General features: G+C 55.6%; 5 protein-coding genes. All 5 read left to right on the forward strand.

Annotation, left to right across the window (positions count from 1 at the left end; all coding sequences use genetic code 11):
* The first annotated feature begins 121 nt into the window (after positions 1-121).
* Positions 122-472, forward strand: coding sequence for a nuclear transport factor 2 family protein (locus tag H570_RS18405; protein ID WP_156899766.1), 351 nt, complete (start codon positions 122-124; stop codon positions 470-472).
* 133 nt (positions 473-605) lie between these two features.
* Entirely contained in the window at positions 606-911 is a 306-nt protein-coding gene (locus H570_RS18685; protein WP_156899767.1) for a hypothetical protein, read from the forward strand.
* Positions 912-1,399: 488 nt separating this feature from the next.
* Complete coding sequence (locus H570_RS0100090) at positions 1,400-1,678, forward strand: hypothetical protein (RefSeq protein WP_027078985.1); 279 nt, start codon at positions 1,400-1,402, stop codon at positions 1,676-1,678.
* A gap of 109 nt (positions 1,679-1,787) precedes the next feature.
* The gene (locus tag H570_RS18690) at positions 1,788-2,261 is read left to right on the forward strand and encodes a hypothetical protein (RefSeq protein WP_156899768.1); all 474 of its coding nucleotides are present in this window, start codon (positions 1,788-1,790) and stop codon (positions 2,259-2,261) included.
* A 1-nt stretch (position 2,262) separates the two neighbouring features.
* Positions 2,263-2,778, forward strand: a complete 516-nt coding sequence (locus tag H570_RS18695; RefSeq protein ID WP_156899769.1) for a hypothetical protein — start codon at positions 2,263-2,265, stop codon at positions 2,776-2,778.
* Positions 2,779-2,967 lie beyond the last annotated feature (189 nt).

The following is a 2,967-nucleotide window of genomic DNA, read 5'->3' on the forward strand; positions in this document are numbered from 1 at the left end:
TGACAGACGCCGTGCTTAGCAAGCAAGGCTAGCGGGCCTAACAATTCATTCAAGCCGAACCCGCTTCGCGGGTCGGCTTAATTCAGGCGTTAGGCGCGGCAGACACAAATTGGAGGTCGTGATGAAAGAGCAAGATTTTTGGCAGCTAGAGGAGCAGTTCTGGACTAGTGGCGCGGACTTTTACGACCAACGCTTGGGCCGTAATGCGCTCATGGTTTTCCCTGAACCTGCTGGAGTGCTTGACCGCAAAGCCACCTTGGAATCGCTTCAATCTGGTGCTCGCTGGAAGAATGTCTCATTCACAAACAAGAAATTCGCGATGCCGGCTCAGTCCACTGCAGTTCTCGTCTATTCTGTCCAAGCTGACCGCGGCGGCTCCGGCACTGCTTACTCGGCACAGTGTTCTTCTACTTACGTCCATTCTTCCGGTGACTGGCAACTCGCTTTGCATCAGCAAACACCAACAGACTGAGCCGTAGTGGTGCCGCCCCTAACAATTCGTTCAAGCCGAACTTGCTTCGTTACACCAAACATATGGCAGAAAAAGCTTGCCATGTGTTTGGCTCCACTACGCAAGTCGGCTTAACTCAGGCGTTAGGCCGCTCATGACTCAGCAAGAGATCGGTTGGTTCTGCTTAATCTTTGGAGCGCTTTACGCGGTCGCGCTCTATGTGTTTCCCTCCATCTTCAACAATTGGTTTCTGTGTCCTCGTTATGGCGTGTTTGGCCCGCCCAGTAGTCGTCTCGGCGGCATCGGCGCTGGCCTTTTTTTGGTTTCGCTAGGCTTGGTACATCTCAATGCGGCTCATCCATTGACGCCTACTTGGATCCCTTGGTGTGCCGTCTTTGGATCGGTGCTGATTATGATCGTCGGAATGTTCCGTGAACCTCTTTACCGGGACGCGGCCTAACAAATCATTCAAGCCGAACGCCACAAGTGGCGTCGGCTTAATTCAGGCGTTAGGCGCGTCAAAGCTAGAGCTAAGGCGGTTCACGGCTTCGGTGGCATCAGGTGGCCATTCGACCCCAGTTGTCGCTGGCTTCGGACGTCCGGTTTCGGTCACGTCACGGGCCGCGCACTCCAGCATTTCAACGTTTCGTACTCCGGCTTCGGTTGCCGCGTGCGGCGCGTGGACGCGGAGACATTGCCGGCCCAGCGGGTGCGGCTTCGGAGAGTTCGTTGCTGACAGTTCGCGGGGTGCGCCCGGGCTGTCCAGGCTTCGGTTCAAGCGGCCTTGCCGGGCCGTCATTTCCGCGGGATGATCGCGCCTAACAATTCGTTCAACCCGAACCCGCTTCGTTGCTTCATTCAACCGTGTTGCAAGCTGTTCCGACGCAAGCTCACGATCGTCGTGGCAGCGGGTCGGGTTAACTCAAGCGTTAGGCCGCAGAGGCAAGCATGCGCGACATTGACGCAATCATCCGAGAATTGCAGGTCTCCTACCCAGCGATCACCGCTGCGCAACTCAGCGTGTTGCATCCCGGGGCTGACGACGATGGCATCTGGTTCTTCCGAAACGCCCAGAGCAACTTAGAGATTCAACTCGAGTCGTCCACCGGCAATGCGCCGTTTTTAGTGGAGAACTCCGGTTCTAGTGAGCGGCTCTATGCTCAGACCGTGGAGCAGGCAGTCGCTATGGTGGTCGCGGGCTTCGGTGTAGCTGGCTCGGCGGCCTAACAATGCGTTCAAGCCGAAATTGCATCGCTACGCCGTCAACATGGCAGAAAGAGCTTGCCATGTCGCCAGCTACGCGCTGCAATTCGGCTTAACTTGAGCGTTAGCGCCCATGAATCATTTCTTCCGGCAATTGATAGCGCTGATCATCTTGCTGTCGCTAGCCATGTCAATTGCTGGTTGTTCTCATAACGCGCCAGTGACACGTGACGTTACGATAAGCAAGCTGTTCAAAATCTGCGCCACGGTTCCTGATGACGCACAACTCGCTCGGGATACTCCGGTCGACACTGAATTCATAACTTACAAAGACAGTCGCTCCTCCTACAAAATCGATCTCACTCATTATTCCGGCAGCATGCCCCACATGTCGGGACCCCCAGTGTCCATCGGCGGGCCACTTAATATTGTTGTTCTTGGCACACAACCTAACGCAAATAGTCGCAGCTACGTAGTACAGTTCGATAGTATTGGCGCCGTCCTGCCACAAGCCTATGGTTCCGTACAGATCCTGGGTGACGCACAAAGAGAACCGGACGCCCTGTTCTCTTTCCTGGCTGGCTGGCGTCGCTGCAAGCAGACGTAGCATGGGCGCTAACAATTCGTTCAAGCCGAACTTGCTTCGTTACGGCAAAGGTATGGCAGAAAAAGCTTGCCATACCTTTGCCTTCACTACGCAAGTCGGCTTAACTCAGGCGTTAGGCCCCGTAGGAAGCACTATGGCAACTCCAGACAGCGAGTACTTTCACGAGCTTCCGCCGCTCACGTCCGATCTCGTCGCTGAGATTGGCGCTGGCCAAGAGGTTGCGCTGCTACTACTTGAGTACGTCCCCACTGGAGGCGGCGTTATCTTTCCGGTGCAGTACATTCACAAAGAGTTGGTCTATCGCACTCCCGGACAGAAAGATGCGGTCGCACTTGGCATCGCCAGACTCATTGATGGCGGCGAGTTCCGGGATGCGCGCATCCTATTTTCTCGCCCGCATAAGACAGCAACCCTTCGCGGTCTTTCACTAGAGGGCCAGGTCAAGGTTGGCCGGCCGGGGCCTAACAATTCGTTCAAGCCGAACTTGCTTCGCTCCACCAACAACATGGCAGGTTAAACTTGCCATGTTGTCGGCTCCGCTACGCAAGTCGGCTTAACTCAGGTGTTAGGCCGCTCGGGTAAGCACCAAGGCCGTGTGGTTCGCGCCGCTGACTGGACTGCTGCCGGTTTCACAGACACCTGGTTTAGGTGTGATGATGAAACCGGAGGTGGCAAATGGCAAAGCGGACCTTTACCCGAGAGTTCA

Source organism: Luteimonas mephitis DSM 12574, assembly GCF_000422305.1.
Taxonomy (GTDB): Bacteria; Pseudomonadota; Gammaproteobacteria; order Xanthomonadales; family Xanthomonadaceae; genus Luteimonas; species Luteimonas mephitis.

Excerpts from the sequence above, each read along its gene's own strand:
- H570_RS18685 (WP_156899767.1), top strand. The coding sequence starts at position 606 with ATGACTCAGCAAGAGATCGGTTGGTTCTGCTTAATCTTTGGAGCGCTT.
- H570_RS18695 (WP_156899769.1), top strand. The coding sequence starts at position 2,263 with ATGGGCGCTAACAATTCGTTCAAGCCGAACTTGCTTCGTTACGGCAAA.
- H570_RS18690 (WP_156899768.1), top strand. The coding sequence starts at position 1,788 with ATGAATCATTTCTTCCGGCAATTGATAGCGCTGATCATCTTGCTGTCG.
- H570_RS18405 (WP_156899766.1), top strand. The coding sequence starts at position 122 with ATGAAAGAGCAAGATTTTTGGCAGCTAGAGGAGCAGTTCTGGACTAGT.
- H570_RS0100090 (WP_027078985.1), top strand. The coding sequence starts at position 1,400 with ATGCGCGACATTGACGCAATCATCCGAGAATTGCAGGTCTCCTACCCA.